The 16,166-nt window shown below is 62.7% G+C and carries 15 protein-coding genes; 2 read left to right on the forward strand and 13 right to left on the reverse strand.

Annotated elements, in window-relative coordinates:
- Nucleotides 1–17 precede the first annotated feature (17 nt).
- The 12 genes from fabZ to rpsB form a co-directional block, all read right to left on the reverse strand.
- Nucleotides 18–458 (reverse strand): 3-hydroxyacyl-ACP dehydratase FabZ, encoded by a 441-nt coding sequence (fabZ, locus tag B7Y64_RS04230; RefSeq protein ID WP_024814645.1) that lies wholly within the window; start codon nucleotides 456–458, stop codon nucleotides 18–20.
- Nucleotides 459–474: 16 nt separating this feature from the next.
- Nucleotides 475–1,455, reverse strand: coding sequence for a UDP-3-O-(3-hydroxymyristoyl)glucosamine N-acyltransferase (gene lpxD, locus B7Y64_RS04235; RefSeq protein WP_291324267.1), 981 nt, complete (start codon nucleotides 1,453–1,455; stop codon nucleotides 475–477).
- Nucleotides 1,456–1,479: 24 nt separating this feature from the next.
- Entirely contained in the window at nucleotides 1,480–1,998 is a 519-nt protein-coding gene (locus tag B7Y64_RS04240; protein ID WP_024814643.1) for an OmpH family outer membrane protein, read from the reverse strand.
- Nucleotides 1,998–4,295, reverse strand: a complete 2,298-nt coding sequence (gene bamA / locus B7Y64_RS04245) for an outer membrane protein assembly factor BamA (protein ID WP_024814642.1) — start codon at nucleotides 4,293–4,295, stop codon at nucleotides 1,998–2,000. Before bamA ends, B7Y64_RS04240 begins: the two co-directional genes overlap by 1 nt.
- Nucleotides 4,296–4,340: 45 nt before the next feature.
- On the reverse strand, nucleotides 4,341–5,705 hold the full coding sequence (gene rseP / locus B7Y64_RS04250) for an RIP metalloprotease RseP (protein WP_111864451.1): 1,365 nt from the start codon (nucleotides 5,703–5,705) through the stop codon (nucleotides 4,341–4,343).
- 26 nt (nucleotides 5,706–5,731) lie between these two features.
- A complete protein-coding gene (ispC, locus tag B7Y64_RS04255; RefSeq protein ID WP_291324266.1) occupies nucleotides 5,732–6,922 on the reverse strand; it encodes a 1-deoxy-D-xylulose-5-phosphate reductoisomerase in 1,191 nt (396 codons plus the stop codon).
- A complete protein-coding gene (locus tag B7Y64_RS04260) occupies nucleotides 6,919–7,776 on the reverse strand; it encodes a phosphatidate cytidylyltransferase (RefSeq protein ID WP_291324265.1) in 858 nt (285 codons plus the stop codon). Before B7Y64_RS04260 ends, ispC begins: the two co-directional genes overlap by 4 nt.
- Nucleotides 7,777–7,785: 9 nt before the next feature.
- Entirely contained in the window at nucleotides 7,786–8,517 is a 732-nt protein-coding gene (uppS, locus tag B7Y64_RS04265) for a polyprenyl diphosphate synthase (RefSeq protein ID WP_291324264.1), read from the reverse strand.
- A gap of 29 nt (nucleotides 8,518–8,546) precedes the next feature.
- Complete coding sequence (gene frr / locus B7Y64_RS04270) at nucleotides 8,547–9,107, reverse strand: ribosome recycling factor (RefSeq protein ID WP_291324263.1); 561 nt, start codon at nucleotides 9,105–9,107, stop codon at nucleotides 8,547–8,549.
- Between the two features lie 43 nt (nucleotides 9,108–9,150).
- Complete coding sequence (pyrH, locus tag B7Y64_RS04275) at nucleotides 9,151–9,873, reverse strand: UMP kinase (protein WP_024814636.1); 723 nt, start codon at nucleotides 9,871–9,873, stop codon at nucleotides 9,151–9,153.
- A gap of 50 nt (nucleotides 9,874–9,923) precedes the next feature.
- Nucleotides 9,924–10,853 carry a translation elongation factor Ts gene (gene tsf, locus B7Y64_RS04280; RefSeq protein WP_024814635.1) on the reverse strand — a complete coding sequence of 310 codons (930 nt, stop codon included), beginning with the start codon at nucleotides 10,851–10,853 and terminating at the stop codon, nucleotides 9,924–9,926.
- 106 nt (nucleotides 10,854–10,959) lie between these two features.
- The gene (gene rpsB, locus B7Y64_RS04285; RefSeq protein ID WP_024814634.1) at nucleotides 10,960–11,712 is read right to left on the reverse strand and encodes a 30S ribosomal protein S2; all 753 of its coding nucleotides are present in this window, start codon (nucleotides 11,710–11,712) and stop codon (nucleotides 10,960–10,962) included.
- A 186-nt stretch (nucleotides 11,713–11,898) separates the two neighbouring features.
- On the opposite strand from rpsB, the gene B7Y64_RS04290 reads away from it, so the two are divergent.
- Together B7Y64_RS04290 and B7Y64_RS04295 are read left to right on the forward strand one after the other, a co-directional pair.
- Complete coding sequence (locus B7Y64_RS04290; protein WP_291324262.1) at nucleotides 11,899–13,242, forward strand: amidase; 1,344 nt, start codon at nucleotides 11,899–11,901, stop codon at nucleotides 13,240–13,242.
- A 52-nt stretch (nucleotides 13,243–13,294) separates the two neighbouring features.
- The gene (locus tag B7Y64_RS04295) at nucleotides 13,295–14,533 is read left to right on the forward strand and encodes an FAD-dependent oxidoreductase (protein WP_291328416.1); all 1,239 of its coding nucleotides are present in this window, start codon (nucleotides 13,295–13,297) and stop codon (nucleotides 14,531–14,533) included.
- Between the two features lie 53 nt (nucleotides 14,534–14,586).
- On the opposite strand, the gene B7Y64_RS04300 is transcribed toward B7Y64_RS04295, so the two are convergent.
- Entirely contained in the window at nucleotides 14,587–16,107 is a 1,521-nt protein-coding gene (locus tag B7Y64_RS04300; RefSeq protein WP_291328418.1) for a CoA-acylating methylmalonate-semialdehyde dehydrogenase, read from the reverse strand.
- Nucleotides 16,108–16,166: the final 59 nt, after the last annotated feature.

Below are 16,166 nucleotides of genomic sequence, written 5' to 3' on the forward strand. Positions count from 1 at the left end.
GGCTTGCAAAGGCGCACTCAGCCAACGCTGCGCATCGTGCACATGAGTTCGGCCTCGCAGGCCACTTCCTCGCCCACACGCGCCACGCCCTTGAACTTCCAGATGCCACCACGCACGCGGTCGATCGTGATTTCCAGGATCAACTGGTCACCGGGCTCCACCGGGCGCTTGAAACGCGCACCGTCGATGCCGACAAAATAGTAGATGTTGTTTTCATCGGGCACCTTGCCCATGGCGTCAAACGCCAGCAGACCCGCCGCCTGCGCCAGCGCTTCCAGGATCAGCACCCCCGGCATCACAGGGTGTCCGGGAAAGTGCCCCATGAAATAAGGCTCGTTGAACGTTACGTTCTTGATCGCCTTGATGCGGGTGTTGCTCTCAAGCTCGATCACCTTGTCCACCAGAAGAAACGGGTAGCGGTGAGGCAGTTGCTTGAGAATTGCGTGAATATCCATCATCGAGTTGTTCTTCCGTTCATGCTGCCTTGAGAGCCTGCTCCAGCGCCTTGACGCGCTCTCGCAAGCTGTACAGTTGTTTGAGTGTGGCAGCGTTTTTTTCCCAGCGCGCATTGTCGTCGATGGGAAACATACCGGTGTATTGACCCGGCTTGGTGAGCGAGCGCGTGACAACCGTGGCTGCAGAGATGTGCACGTTGTCGGCCAGTTCGAGATGGCCCAGCACGATGGCGCCGCCACCGACAGTGCAGTGCGCGCCAATGGTGGCACTACCGGCCACCCCCACGCACCCGGCCATGGCCGAGTGCTTGCCAATGTGAACGTTGTGGCCGATCTGGATCAGGTTGTCGAGTTTGACGCCGTCTTCAATGACGGTGTCTTGAAGCGCACCACGATCAATGCAGGTGTTGGCGCCGATTTCCACGTCGTCGCCAATGCGCACCGCACCCAGCTGTTCAATCTTGATCCATTCACCGCCCTGTGGCGCAAAGCCAAAGCCATCGGCGCCTATCACCACACCCGCGTGCACAATGCAGCGCGCGCCAATGTGGCAGTTTTCGCCCACCGTCACACGCGACTTCAGCACCGTGCCTGCACCAATGTGCGCGCCGCGCTCCACAACGCACAGCGGGCCCACCGACGCACTGGGATGCACGACCGCGCCGGCATCCACCACGGCGCTGGGATGCACGCCGGATTGCACGGCAGCACCATGGTGCTTCCGCCAAAGCTGCGTGACCCGTGCGAAATAGACGTAGGGGTTGTCCGCCACAATGCATGCCCCCCGCGCCAGCGCAGGCTCGCGCATGGCGGGCGCCACAATGACACAGGCCGCCCGGGAGGCGGCCAGTTGCTGCTGGTAGCGCGGGTGGCTCAGAAAACTGATGTCCCCTGGGCCGGCGGTTTCGAGCGGCGCGATCCGGAGCACCGCGGTGTCCCGCAGCCCTCCTTCCAGCGATCCGCCCAGCGCGTCAACAATGTTCCCAAGGAGCAAGCTCACGCGCCGCCCACCCTGCGCCGCAGCTCACTTGCCTGCAGCATTCAGCGCCTTGATCACCCGGTCAGTGATGTCGTGCTTGGGGTTGATATAGACGGCTTCCTGCAGGATGACGTCGTACTTCTCAGCTTCGGCAACCTGCTTGACCACCTTGTTGGCACGCTCGAGAACCTGGGCAAGTTCTTCGTTCTTGCGCACGTTCAGGTCTTCCTGGAACTCACGGCGCTTGCGCTGGAACTCGCGATCCTGGTCCACCAGCTGACGCTGGCGCGTGGTGCGCTGGCTTTCGGCCATGGTGGGAGCCTCGCGCTCGAATTTTTCGGTGGCGGACTTCAGGGCATTACCCGACTCGATCAGTTCCTTCTCGCGACGGGAAAACTCCTGCTCCAGCTTGGCCTGGGCCGCCTTGGCGGTAGTGGCCTCGCGGAAGATGCGGTCGGTGTTGACGAAACCGGCCTTGAACTCTTGTGCCTGCAGCGCAGGGGAAGCCACGGCCAGCGCGCTCAGCAGCAGGGCCAGTGTGAAATGACGGGAAAGTGATTTCATTAGAAGGACGTACCAATCTGGAATTGAAGTTTCTGAATTCTATCGCCGGCGAACTTGCGCACCGGTTGTGCATAGGCAAGACGCAGCGGACCCAAGGGGGAAATCCAGCTCAAGCCCACACCCGCTGACGCGCGCATGTCGCTGAAACTGACCTTGTCATTTTCACCATACACATTGCCCACATCCACAAAGGTGAACAGGCGCAGCGTGCGGTCATTGCCAGCGCCTGGAAACGGCACCATCAGCTCGGCATTGAGCGTAACTTTCTTCGGCCCGCCCAAAGAGGCGCCCGTCACATCGCGCGGTCCCAGGGTGCCTTGGTCAAAACCACGCACTGAACCCAGGCCACCGGAGTAGAAGTTCTTGAACACCGGAAACGGACGACCATTCATGCCCTTGCCATAACCCAGCTCGCCATTGAAGGCCACCGTGAACCGCTTGTTCAACGGGATGTATTGCTGGTACTGGTAGTTCGCCCGCAGGTAGCGCGCGTCACCCGCCACAGACCATTCGGAATTGAGCCGCTGGTAACGACCCGAATTTGGAGCCAGCGCGCTGTCACGGTCATCGCGCGACCAACCGATGGTCAGGGGAATGGAGCTGCTGCTGAAGCCGTAGGTGTCTGCGTAGGCAAGGTACGCGGCCGGGATGTTGGTGCCAGGCTTGATCTTGGTCTGCTCTATGCCGCCCCCGAAGAATACGGTATCTGTCTCACTGAAGGGCACCCCGAAACGCATGGATGCACCCGTAGTGACCAGCTGGTAATTGCCACCCTGATCTTCATAGGGCTTGTCGGTGCGGTAGTAAAGGTCCAGCGTTCGAGAGATGCCATCCTGTGTGAAGTACGGGTTGGTGGTGCTGAACACCAAAGTACGGCGGTACTTGCTGGTGTTGACATCCACCCCCAGGTAGTTGCCTGAACCGAATACGTTTTCCTGCTTGACGGCAAATGACAAGGACACCTTTTCAGCGCTGGAGAAACCCGCACCGAGCTGCAAAGACCCGGTGGGTTTTTCGGCGACGCTGATCACAAGGTCAACCTGGTCCGGCGATCCGGGCACTTCCTGGGTTTCGATTCCCACCTCGGTAAAGTACCCGAGACGGTCCACACGGTCCCGCGACAGGCGGATCTTCTCGCCGTCGTACCACGAAGACTCATACTGCCGGAATTCGCGGCGCACGACTTCATCACGGGTGCGGTTGTTGCCGCTCACATTGATGCGCCGCACGTAAGCCCGGCGGGCCGGTTCGGCCTGAAGCACCAGCGACACGCGGTTGTTTTCGCGGTCAATGTCCGGCACCGCCTCGACACGCGCAAACGCAAAACCGAATCGACCAAAGTATTCGGAGAAGGCCTTGGTAGTTTCGGTGACCTGATCAGCGTTGTAGGGCTCGCCGGGACGGATGGCGACCAGCGATTTGAACTCGTCTTCACGATCGAGGTAGTTGCCTTCGAGCTTGACTCCCGACACCACAAACCGCTCGCCTTCGGAGACATTGACCACAATGGAAATGTCCTGCTTGTCGGGCGAGATGGCCACCTGGGTGGAGTCCACGCGAAACTCAAGGTATCCGCGCTGGAGATAGTAGGAACGCAGCGTCTCCAGATCGGCATTGAGCTTTGCGCGGGCATAGCGGTCCGACTTGGTGTACCAACTCAGCCAGCCGCCGGTGTCCTGGTCGAACAACCCCTTGAGCGTGGACTCGCTGAAAGCCTTGTTGCCCACAATGCGCACTTCCTTGATGCGCGCCGGCTCGCCCTCCACCACCGTGAAGGTGAGGTTGACACGGTTACGCTCAATGGGCGTCACGGTGGTAACCACCTCGGCCCCGTACAGGCTCTTGTTGATGTACTGGCGCTTGAGCTCCTGCTCGGCCCGGTCGGCCAGTGCCTTGTCATAAGGCCGGCCTTCTGTCAGCCCCACGTCGCGCATGCTCTTCTTGAGGGCCTCCTTGTCGAACTCCTTGGTGCCCGCAAATTCGACATCGGCAATGGTGGGACGCTCTTCGACCACGACGACCAGCACGTTACCAGTGGCCTCCAGCCGGACGTCCTTGAAAAGCCCCAGACCAAACAGGGCCCGAATGGCGGCGGCGCCCTTTTCGTCGTTGTAGTCATCGCCCACGCGCAGTGGCATGGATGCGAAGATGGTGCCGGGCTCCACACGCTGCAGCCCCTCCACCCGAATGTCCTGCACCTTGAAGGGCTCCAGGGCCCACGCCGCATTGGCGACCAAAACCATGGCGGCAACGGCCGATGCAGTGCGCACGCCCAGGCGATTGATGTGTTTTTTCATGAGTGAAGCGGGAGCCGCAAGTCGCAGGGAAATGCAGCAAAAAGTTTAGCCAAAGAGCCGGGTGATATCGTTGAACAGGGCAATGGACATCATGAGAAGAAGAACCGCCACGCCACCGCGCTGCAGGTGCTCCATCCACGCATCCGACACCTTCCGGCCCGTCACGCCCTCCCAAAGATAATACATCAGGTGCCCACCATCGAGGACAGGCAAGGGCAGCAGGTTCAGCACCCCAAGGCTGACGCTGATGAGCGCCAGGAAAACCAGATACTGTGTAAAGCCCATGCTGGCCGAGCGGCCCGCGTAGTCGGCAATGGTGAGGGGCCCGCTCAGGTTCTTCAGCGACGCCTGACCCACGACCATGCGGCCCATCATCCGCAGCGTCAGGACAGATACATCCCAGGTACGCACTATGCCGTTCCACGCTCCTTCCAGCGGGCCGTGCTGCACCGTGACAAACTCGGGCGGCGCGCCGACATAGGCGCCGATGCGGCCCACACTGCCGGTTTGTTCCTTGTGAACGTCGGGCATCACGTCCACGGTCATCTGCTGGCCGCCGCGCTCGATACGCCAGGGCTGCACTACGGCCGAGTCGGCACGCACGGACTGGCGAATCAGCTCACGCAGCTGCTGGCCATCCACCACCTCCACTGCGCCTATTTTCTGTACCACGTCGCCTTGGCGGAGTCCCGCGCGCTGCGCAGCGCTATCGGCCATGATTTCACCCAGCACGGGCCGTGTCCAGGGGCCTAGAAGCCCCACCTTGCGAAAGAGTTGCGCATCTGCTTCGCGCGCATCGATCTGCTCCATGTCGAGCAATACCTCGCGGTGCAGAGCTCCAGGCGTCGGTTCAACCTCCAGCCGGACCCGTTCGCCTTCCAGGGCGCCGCGGGTCAACAACCAGCGCAGGTCTTCAAAAGAACGCACTGGCTCCAGTTCGCCCGAACCGAGGGCCGCACCGTGCACCAACTCCCCGCCACGCAGACCTGCAGCCTGCGCTACCGAGCCCGCTACCGGGCTGGCCAGCAGCGCTTTGGGCTCCTGGACACCGCTCCAGTTCACCACCGAATACAACAGCACTGCCAAGAGCAGGTTGGCAATGGGGCCCGCCGCCACGATGGCTGCGCGCGAGCGCAAGGGCTGCGTGTTGAAGGCAAGATGCCGCTCGGCCTCGGGCACGGGCGCCTCACGCTCATCGAGCATGCGCACATAGCCGCCCAACGGAAACGCGCTCAAAACAAACTCGGTGGGCGAGCCCTTGGGTTGCCAGCGCAGCAGAGGCTTGCCAAAACCCACCGAGAACCGCAATACCTTGACACCGCACGCCACGGCCACCCGGTAATGCCCATACTCATGGGCGGCGATCAGCAAGCCCAGGGCAACAACAAAAGCGACGAGGGTCAGCAGCATGCGAAAACTCCGTGAATCAACCGCACTCAGGCCGCCAGTCGGCCGATGGCCTGCTCGGCAACACTGCGCGCCTGGGCATCCAGGGCCAACAAGGCATTGAGCGAATCGGGGTTCGAGGGAGAAACCGCCTCTAAAGTTGCAATATTGAGGTGGTGAATCTGATCAAACCGGATACGACGCTCTAGAAAGGCCGCCACCGCCACCTCGTTGGCCGCATTCAGGACCGCTGTGGTGCCCTGCGGAGCCGCCAAGGCATCCCACGCCAGCTGCAATCCAGGAAACCTGTCGCGATGCCCATGCCCATCAATGGCCTCGAAAGTCATGGCCGAGAGTGCGTGAAAATTCAGCGCTGCGGCCCCTGACTCAACCCGCTCAGGCCACGCCAGACCATAGGCGATGGGCACCCGCATGTCGGGGGTACCCAGCTGCGCCACCACCGAGGTGTCGCGGTACTGCACCATGGAGTGGATGATGCTTTGGGGGTGGATCACCACATCCAGCTGCACCGGAGCCAGACCAAAGAGATAGCGCGCCTCAATCACCTCCAGCGCCTTGTTCATCATGGTCGCCGAATCCACCGAAATCTTGCGCCCCATGTTCCAGTTGGGATGGGCACAGGCCTGCTCTGGCGTGACATCACGCAGCGAATCAGGCGTGCGGGTACGAAACGGCCCCCCCGATGCAGTCAGAATGATTTTTTCTACCCGCTGCGTCCAGGTGGCCGGATCTTCGGGCAGGGACTGAAAGATGGCCGAATGCTCGCTGTCGATCGGCAGCAACGTGGCCGCCCCTTCGCGCACCGCGTCCAGAAACACGTCGCCTCCCACCACCAGCGCTTCCTTGTTGGCCAGCAAAAGACGCTTTCCTGCCCATGCCGCAGCGAGACAAGGCGCCAGCCCTGCCGACCCGACAATGGCTGCCATGACCGTGTCCACATCGTCGTTGGATGCTATTATTTCAAGAGCATCTGACGATTGGAGGACGGTGGTTTTCAGCCCATTTGCCTTGATTTTTTCGGCCAGCAGGCGGGCATGGGGAGCGCTGGCCATCACCGCAAAGCGCGGACTGAATTGAGCGCACTGCGCCAGCATGAGATCGACCTGGGTGGCGGCACTCAGGGCAAACACCTCAAAACGGTCGGGGTGGCGCGCCACCACGTCGAGTGTGCTGGTTCCAATCGAACCGGTAGAGCCCAGAACAGTGAGTCGTTGTTTCATAGAGGTGTTGTGAGGCGGGTCAGCATCAGGGCCAATGGAAGCGTTGGCAACAAGGCATCCACCCGGTCCAGCACTCCGCCATGACCCGGCAGCAGGCCGCTGCTGTCTTTCACGCCTGCGCTGCGTTTGATGAGCGACTCCACCAGGTCACCCGCCACGCTCATGGCCACCATGAACAGAACCGAGATCACCAGCAGCCATCCACCCTGCTGTGCCAGACGGCTGTAGAAACTGGGCACAGCGGCTTGCCAGTGGGCATCTGCGGCTGTCCAGACAAATGCCAGCACAACCACGCCCGCCAGCCCGCCCCACACACCTTCCCAGCTCTTGCCGGGACTGATGGAGGGCGCCAGCTTGTTCTTGGTGAACCGCAAGCCAAAGGCACGGCCCGCGAAATAGGCAAAAATGTCGGCCACCCACACAAGCACCAGCACAGACAACAGGAAATTGACACCAAGATGGCGCGCCTGCACCACGGCAAGCCAGGCAAGCCACAGCGCGAGCACTCCCGCCACCAGGCGCAACGCGGCAGGAATACGCGCCCAGCCCGGCACACCGGCATGCAGAAGCCATGCGGCGCCCAGCACCCACAGGCCGCCGCCAACAATCCACAGGGCGGTCAGCGGCTGGTCAATCCAGCCCAGCGCCCACGACGCTCCACACAGGGCGACGCAGGCTGCACCCACGACGAGCGAACCGGCTTGGCCATATCCGCTCAGCCGCCCCCACTCCCACGCACCAGCCGCCATGAGCGCCAGCACTACCAACGTGAACGGCACCGTGGATGGGTAGAAAAGCGCTGGCAGCAAAATGGCCAGCAGGACAAGAGCGGTGATGACACGCTGTAGAAGCATGGGGCCTTTTCAGCCGTGCACCGGGGCAGGATGCGCGGACAGGATTTGTTCGGATGTTTTGCCAAAACGGCGCTCGCGACCGTTGAAGGCGGCAATCGCCTCGTCCAGCGCCGACTCGTCGAAATCCGGCCACAGCCGGTCGCTGAAAAACAACTCGGAGTATGCGGCCTGCCACAGCAGGAAGTTGCTGATCCGCATTTCGCCCCCGGTGCGGATCACCAGATCCGGATCAGGCACATGGGCGAGGGCCATCGCGCCATTCAGACTGGCCTCGGTAATGGGCTCGCCGCGCGCCGCCAGCGATGCAGCCGCCTGGGCAATGTCCCAGCGGCCGCCATAGTTGAAGCACACATTGAGAACGAGGCGCGTGTTTTCCGCCGTGGCGGCCTCTGCCTGCGCCAAGCCGTCGCGCACTTTGGGCGACAGGCCCGCGCGCTCACCTACGAAACAGACGCGGACACCGTCCTTTTTGAGCTGCGGCACTTCGCGGGCCAGCGCCATGGCCAGCAACTCCATGAGACCCGAGACCTCATCGACCGGACGATTCCAGTTTTCAGATGAAAAAGCAAAAACGGTCAACACCGCCACACCCCGCTGCACGCAGGCGCGTGCGCAGCGGCGCAGCGAATCAACCCCTTGTTTGTGGCCCGCCAGGCGCGGCAAAAACCGGCGCGTGGCCCAGCGGCCGTTGCCATCCATGACGATGGCGATGTGGTGTGGCACCACCAGTGGTACAGACATGTAAAACGATGAGCGCCGTGAATCGGGGCTCAGACCGCCATGATTTCCTGTTCTTTGCTCGCCACCAGCGAATCGATCTCGGCGATGTGCTTGTCGGTGAACTTTTGCACCTCAGTTTCAGCGCGCTTTTGGTCGTCTTCGGACGCGAGCTTGTCCTTGACCAGCTTCTTGACGGATTCGTTGGCATCGCGGCGCAGGTTGCGCACCGCAATCTTGGCGCTTTCGCCTTCGTTGCGCGCCAGCTTGGTCATTTCCTTGCGGCGCTCTTCGCTCATGGGCGGCATGGGCACGCGGATGAGGTCACCCATCGATGCGGGGTTCAGGCCCAGGTCGCTTTCGCGGATGGCTTTTTCAATCTTGGCGCCCATACCCTTTTCCCAGGGCTGCACGCTGATGGTGCGCGAATCCAGCAGCGCCACGTTGGCGACCTGGCTCAACGGCACGAACGAGCCGTAGTATTCCACCTGCACGGTATCCAGCAGCGCCGGATTGGCACGACCCGTGCGAATTTTCTGCAGGTTGTTCTTGAACGCAGCGATAGACTGGTCCATCTTGGTTTCAGCGGTTTTCTTGATGTCGGCAATCGTCATTGTTTCTCCTCAGGGCAGGCAGGCGGCAGGTGGAACCTGGTGGTCAGGCATAAACCAGCGTGCCTTCGTCTTCACCCATAACAACCCGCTTCAGCGCTCCATGCTTGATGATGGAGAACACGCGCACGGGCAACCTTTGGTCACGGCACAACGCAAACGCCGTTGCATCCATGATGCCCAGGTTGCGCGACATCGCCTCGTCAAAACTGAGTTTTGTGTAGCGCGTTGCCGTGGGATCCTTGTGCGGGTCGGCAGTATAAACGCCGTCAACCTTGGTGGCCTTGAGAACAACCTCTGCACCAATTTCCGCGCCGCGCAGGGCCGCTGCCGTGTCGGTGGTGAAGAACGGGTTGCCCGTTCCGGCCGCAAAAACGACAACCTTGCCCTCTTCGAGGTACTGCAAGGCCTTGGGGCGGACATAGGGCTCTACGACCTGCTCGATGGCAATGGCTGACATCACGCGGGCCACGAGGCCCTGCTTGTCCATGGCATCGGCCAGGGCCAGCGCATTCATCACGGTGGCCAGCATGCCCATGTAGTCGGCGGTAGCGCGGTCCATCCCGACCGAGCCGCCCGCGACTCCACGAAAAATATTACCCCCACCAATCACCACGGCCACCTGGACGCCCAGGCGGGTCACTTCGGCAATTTCCTCCACCATGCGAACGATGGTGGCGCGGTTGATACCGAAAGCGTCATCCCCCATCAACGCCTCACCAGACAGCTTGAGCAGGATGCGCTTATGGGCTGGTGCAGCGTTGGACATGGGAAGTTTCTCCAGTGATGAATAGGGGGCTTGGGGGGTTGCGGAAAAAATCAGGCAGCGGCCTTGGCAGCGGCAACCTGTGCAGCCACTTCTGCGGCAAAGTCGTCCACCTTCTTCTCGATGCCTTCGCCAACCACATACAGGGTAAAGCCCTTGACGGTTGTGTTGGCAGCCTTGAGCATCTGTTCGACGGTCTGCTTGCCGTCCGCTGCTTTCACGAAAACCTGGTTGAACAGCGAGACTTCCTTGAGGTACTTCTGCACGCCGCCTTCGATGCGCTTGGCAACGATTTCGTCGGACTGCACGGGCTTGCCTTCGGCAGTGGCCTTGGCAGCGTCTTCTGCCGCCTTGGCAGCCGCCACCGAACGCTCTTTTTCGATCAGGTCGGCAGGCACGTCAGCGCTGGCCAGGGCCACAGGCTTCATGGCGGCAATGTGCATGGCCACGTCCTTGGCAGCCACTTCGTCGCCTTCGAACTCGACGACGACGCCGATGCGCGAGCCGTGCAGGTAAGAGGCCAGCTTGCTGCTGCCGCCAAAATACTTGAAGCGGCGGAAAGACATGTTTTCGCCGATCTTGCCGATCAGACCCTTGCGAACGTCTTCCAGCGTGGGGCCAAAGCTGTCCTGGCTGTAAGGCAGAGCGCCCAGGGCAGCCACGTCGGCAGGGTTGTGCTTGGCCACGAGTTCGGCAGCCGCCTTGGCCAGAGCCATGAAGCTGTCGTTCTTGCTAACGAAGTCGGTTTCGCTGTTGACTTCCACCAGGGCACCCTTGGCGCCGTCGATATAACTCGCCACCACGCCTTCGGCAGTGATGCGCGATGCGGCCTTGCCGGCCTTGGTGCCGAGCTTGACGCGCAGGAGTTCTTCCGCCTTGGCCATGTCGCCATCGGCTTCTGTCAGTGCCTTCTTGCATTCCATCATGGGAGCGTCGGTCTTGCCACGCAGTTCGGCAACCATGCTTGCGGTAATTGCAGCCATCTTTATTCCTTCAGTGTTCAGTTCAGTCAGTTCAGATTCGGGCTAAAAAAAAGGGGGCTCACCAGGGGCCCCGCTTTTATTCGCGATACATCGCGCAGCCGGGACTTCAGGCAGCGGACTCTTGCACTTCCACAAACTCGTCGCTACCTTCAGGAGCAACCGCCTTGACCACTTCGTTCACGGCGTTCGCACGGCCTTCGATGATCGCATCCGCGATGCCACGGGCGTACAGCGTCACGGCCTTGGCCGAGTCGTCGTTACCGGGGATCACGTAGTCGATGCCTTCGGGCGAGTGGTTGGTATCAACCACGCCAATCAGCGGGATACCCAGCTTCTTGGCTTCGGCCACGGCAATCTTGTGGAAACCCACGTCGATGACGAAGATGGCGTCGGGCAGGGCAGCCATGTCCTGGATGCCGCCGATGTCTTTTTCAAGCTTGGCGATCTCGCGGCTGAAGGTCAACTGCTCTTTCTTGCTCAGGCTATCGAGGCCGGTTTCCAGTTGAGCCTTCATTTCCTTCAGACGCTTGATCGAGGTCTTGACGGTCTTGAAGTTGGTCAGCATGCCGCCCAGCCAGCGCTGGTCAACGAAAGGCACACCAGCGCGCAGGGCTTCGGTGGACAGGATTTCACGGGCTTGGCGCTTCGTACCAACCATCAAGATGGTGCCGCGGTTGGCAGCCAACTGCTTGGCGAACTTTTGGGCTTCCTGGAACAGTGGCAGCGACTTTTCCAGGTTGATGATGTGAATCTTGTTGCGATGACCGAAGATGTAGGGGGCCATCTTGGGGTTCCAGAAGCGGGTCTGGTGACCAAAGTGGACACCGGCTTCCAGCATTTCGCGCATGGTAACGGACATAAAAATACTCCAAAGGTTGGGTCTAAAATCCAGCCCCAATACTTGCGCCGCCGTGATTTGCACGAAGACGCAACACCTTGACAGGGCTGGTTTGCGATTGGTTTTGCCGCCTTTGCCGCGCATACACCACCTAAGGCATTGCACGCGCCGCTACTCTCAGCAAAACCCAAAGATTCTAGCACAGCCATGCTTATTGACCTGATCACCACCCGCCAACGCCTGCAGGAAGGCACCAGCACCGCCCCCGCCGAACTCGCGCAGTGCCTTGAGGTGGCGCAATCGGCCGCCTGCGACCACGCCTTTGCGCGCCTTTTGCCCGAAGCGGCACGCACCACGGTGGTGCAAAGCGATTCCTCCCGACTGCCACTGGCCGGGCTGGCGGTATCGGTCAAGGACTTGTTTGACATCGCAGGTGAGCCCACAGCCGCCGGCTCCACGGCACTGTCCGACGCCGCGTCGGCGCTGCAGGACTGCCCCGCAGTCGCCCGCCTGCGGTCGGCCGGGGGCACGGTCATCGGCCGCACGAACATGGTGGAGTTTGCGTTCTCGGGGGTGGGTGTGAACCCGCACTTTGGCACGCCAGCGGCCTGGGATGGCCGCTTTGGCGCGCTACCGGGTGTGCCACGCATTCCCGGAGGTTCGTCGTCCGGGGCGGCCGTTTCGGTGGCCACCGGCGCAGCGTTTGTGGGGCTGGGCTCGGACACGGGCGGCTCCATCCGCATCCCCGCCGCGCTCAATGGCATTGTGGGGTTCAAGAACACCGCCCGCCTTGTTCCCACAACGGGCGCCATTCCGCTTTCCACCACACTGGACACGGCCTGCGCCATGACGCGCAGCGTGCGCGATGCCATCGTTGTGCACGAGGTGCTGGCCGCACGGCGCGTCACGCGCAGCCCCGCGCCTCTGCGCCTGTGGCGTCTGGCGGTGCCCTCCACCACCTTCCTCGACGAGCTGGATGCCCCCGTGGCCCGGGCGTTCCACCGCACGCTGGACACCTTGCGCCGTGCGGGCGCGCACATCGAGGAAATCGCCCTGCCCCTGACAGCAGAACTGGGGCCCATGCAGGCCAACGGTAGCGTGTCCGCAGCCGAAAGCCACGCCTGGCACCGCCCCCTGCTGGCCACGCGCGCATCGCAATACGATCCGCGCGTGCGCAGCCGCATTGAGCGCGGCGCCACCATGTCGGCCTCTGATTACATTGACCTGCTGAACGCACGCCAGCACTGGATTGTCCGCATGGAGGCCGCACTGGCCCCCTTCGACGCCCTGCTCTCGCCCACGGTGCCGCTGGTGGCGCCGCCCATCGCCGATGTGGCGCCCGGTGCCGAGCGCGACGCCGAGTTCTTTCGCGTCAACGCCCTGCTGCTGCGCAACACCAGTGTGGTGAACATGCTCGATGGCTGCGCCCTGTCGCTGCCCTGCCACATGGCCGGGGAACTCCCGGTCGGGCTGATGGTCTGGCACGGTGCCCTGCACGACGATGCAGTGCTGAACGTGGGCCTGCAGATTGAGCAGATACTACAAAAATAATAGCTGCCAGCGCTTTACCATCAAGCGCTAGAGCCCTAAAACATTCAAATTCATGAAAATTGCCATCGTGGGCGCCGGCATTGTCGGCGTGTCCACCGCATACGAGCTGGCCCGCGACGGCCACGAGGTCACCGTCTTTGAGCAACGCAACGCCGCAGCCGAGGAAGCCAGTTTTGCCAACGCCGGCCTGCTATCGCCGCACCTGCTCACCCCCTGGGCCGCACCCGGCCTTGGCAACCCCCTCAAGGTCATGGGGCGGCGCGCCACGCTTCGGCTGACCCAAGGCGTGCGGGGGGCCGACCTGGCATGGCTGTGGCGCTGGCAGCGTGCAGCGCGGCGCGGCGCGCAGGCGGCGCAACTGTCGGCGCTCGAGGGACTGGCCCGCTACAGCCAGCAACGCCTGCAGCAGATCGCCGCTGAGCACGAGCTTGACTTTGAAAACAGCCAGGGGCGACTCGTCCTGCTGCGCACTGCGCAGGAGCAGGCCCGGTGGCAACCTGCACTGCAGGTCTTGCGCGATGCCGGAATTGCGCTGCGCGAGATCGATGCCTCAGCCGCACGCCGGATCGAACCCGGGCTATCCCCCGAAGCCCCGCTCGCAGGCGCCCTGCACCTGCCCGACGCCATGGCCGGCAACTGCCGGCTGTTCGCACAACTGCTGCGCCAGGGCACGCAGGCCGCCGGCGTGCAGTTTGCGTTGGGCACCCGCGTGGCAAGGCTGACATCCCAGCCCATGGGAGTGCAGGTGCACGGTGAAAGAAGCGCACGGCCCTTTGAAGCCGTGGTGCTGTGCGCCGGCATGGCCTCGGCCGCCCTGCTGCGTCCACTGGGCTTGCGCCTGCCCATGGTGGCGGTGCATGGATATTCCGTCAGCGCACCACTGCGCGAGGCGCTGCATGCGCCCGTGGCCAGCGTGGTGGACAGCCTGCACCAGATCACCATCACCCGCCTGGGCCAGCGCGTGCGCATTACCGGCGGGGCCGAGCTGGGCGGGCAAGATGCCCCCCACCACGCACCCACGCTGCAGCAGCTCTATCTGGGCATGAACGAATGGTTCCCGGGCGGTGCCCTGCTGTCTTCGGGGCTGCAGGTGTGGCGCGGCGCACGCCCCACGCTGCCCGATGGCGCGCCCGTGGTGGGCGCCAGCGGCGTTCCAGGCCTGTGGCTCAACACCGGGCACGGTGCGGGCGGATGGGCACTGGCCAGCGGCAGCGCCCGCGCCGTGGCCGACCTGATCGCCCAGCGCAGCCCCGATGTCAGCCTGGATGGGCTGGGGATCCAGCGCTTCTGACCCGCCACAAAAAAAAGGGCTTGTGGCCCTTTTTTCGCACAGACAGAGTCGCCTTACTTCGCCGTCGGCATCACGAATTCGGCCCCCTTGGGCGTACTCTCGGGCCAGCGCTGCATGATGCTTTTTTGCTTGGTATAGAAACGCACGCCTTCTTCGCCATAGGCGTGCATGTCGCCAAACAGGCTGCGCTTCCAGCCACCAAAGCCGTGCCAGGCCATGGGCACGGGAATCGGCACGTTGATGCCGACCATGCCCGCCTGAATGCGGCGACCGAACTCCCGGGCCACATTGCCGTCGCGCGTGAAGCAGGCCACGCCGTTGCCGAATTCATGGTCGTTGACCAGCTGCACGGCCTCGCCAAAATCCTTGGCGCGCACCACCGCCAGCACGGGGCCGAAAATCTCTTCCTTGTAGATGCGCATGGCGGGCGTGACATGGTCAAACAACGTGCCCCCCAGCCAGAAACCGCCTTCGCAGCCTTCGCCCGCCTGCTTGCCGTCAAAGCCACGGCCATCCACCAGCAGCTGTGCGCCCTCTTTCACGCCCAGGTCGATGTAGCCCGAGATGCGCTCGTGGGCGGCACGGGTGACGATGGGGCCCATCTCGGCCGCCAGGTTGGTGCCATTGAGCACCTTGAGCGCCTTGGTGCGCTCGATGAGCTTGGGCACCAGCTTGTCGGCGGCATCCCCCACCAGCACGGCCACGCTGATGGCCATGCAGCGCTCACCGGCCGAGCCGTAGCCTGCGCCAATCAGCGCGTCCACGGCCTGGTCGATGTCGGCGTCGGGCATCACGACCATGTGGTTCTTGGCGCCACCCAGGGCCTGCACGCGCTTGCCGTGGCGGGCACCGGTTTCATAAATGTAGTTCGCAATAGGGGTCGAACCCACAAAGCTCACCGCCTTCACGTCGGGGTGCTCGATAAGCGCATCCACCGCCTCCTTGTCGCCCTGCACCACGTTGAACACACCGTCGGGCAGCCCTGCCTGCTTGAACAGGTCGGCCATCAGCAGCGAGGCCGTGGGATCGGTGGGGCTGGGCTTGAGCACGAAGGTGTTGCCCGCAGCGATGGCCACCGGAAACATCCACATCGGCACCATCACCGGGAAGTTGAACGGCGTGATGCCCGCCACCACGCCCAGGGGCTGGCGCAGCGTCCAGTTGTCGATGCCCGTGCTCACCTGGTCGGTGAAGTCGCCCTTGAGCAGCTGCGGAATGCCGCAGGCAAATTCGATGATGTCGATGCCGCGCGCCACCTCGCCCTGCGCATCGGTGAACACCTTGCCATGCTCTGCGGTGATGGCATGGGCCAGCGCGTCCTTGTGCTGGTTGACCAGCTCCAGAAACCTGAACAGCACGCGCGCGCGGCGGATCGGTGGCGTGTCGGCCCAGGCCGGAAAAGCAGCCTGCGCCGCAGCCACGGCCGCATCCACATCGCCGCGGTTGGCCAGCGCCACGCGGCCCGTCACCGCGCCTGTGGCGGGATTGGTCACCTCCTGGCTGCGGGTGCTGGTGCCGGCGGCGCGCTGGCCCTGGATGTAGTGGCCAATGGTCGGCTCGTTGGCTGTGGTCATGCAAACCTCTTTAAAAAATCAGTGGGAAGTGGCCTGCAGTCTAGAAGCCGCACACCGCC

It is taken from the genome of Acidovorax sp. 35-64-16, from assembly GCF_002281195.1.
Lineage (GTDB): Bacteria > Pseudomonadota > Gammaproteobacteria > Burkholderiales > Burkholderiaceae_C > Acidovorax > Acidovorax defluvii.